Below are 610 nucleotides of genomic sequence, written 5' to 3'. Positions count from 1 at the left end.
TAAAACAGAACAAAGGAAGAAACTTTTTATGTGGATGCGCCATTGCACTGACTACGTTTCTGATATTTGTTGTTTTAACGGTGGGATATGGAATGATCCGCGTACAGCTTGCATCGGTGGATGCTTATTATCCATCTTACCATATTATGTTCCGCCAAGTTTCCGAGAAAAACACCAAAGCACTTCAGGTGCATAATGATATAGAAGAAATCGGTCTGAGAATGGATTTGGGACAGATTATAGATGATGATGCCACAATCATTATGACCGCTATGGATAATAATGGGATTCGGTTGAACAAAGCGGAGTTAGAAGAAGGAACTTTCCCAAAAAATGAAAAAGATATTGTTGTTTCCAAGGGAGTTTTAGAGGAACTGGGAATTCAGGGGAAATTGGGTGATGAAATCACGATTCCATACCAAATTTACGAAAAAGACGGTATGGGATATGCGAAAGAAGACACTTTCCGCATCTGTGGCTTTATGGAATCTTCTGATTTGAATAAAGAAAAGAAAATGTATTTTGTGATGAATTCCATGGAATATGCGAAACAGATGATACCGGAAGCAGACAGAGAATATCGTGTGATGTTCCGTCTGGCAGATGCAGA

General features: G+C 39.0%; 1 protein-coding gene. It reads left to right on the top strand.

The window, feature by feature from the left end; genetic code table 11:
- On the top strand, positions 1–610 hold a 610-nt coding region (locus tag IE212_RS35800; protein WP_190201946.1), incomplete at both ends, for an ABC transporter permease.

Origin of the sequence: Streptomyces djakartensis (genome assembly GCF_014651075.1) — a bacterium.
Classification (GTDB): Bacteria; Actinomycetota; Actinomycetes; order Streptomycetales; family Streptomycetaceae; genus Streptomyces; species Streptomyces djakartensis.
Note: the sequence above shows the minus strand (reverse complement) of the source record. Positions and strands in the feature narration are given on the sequence as shown.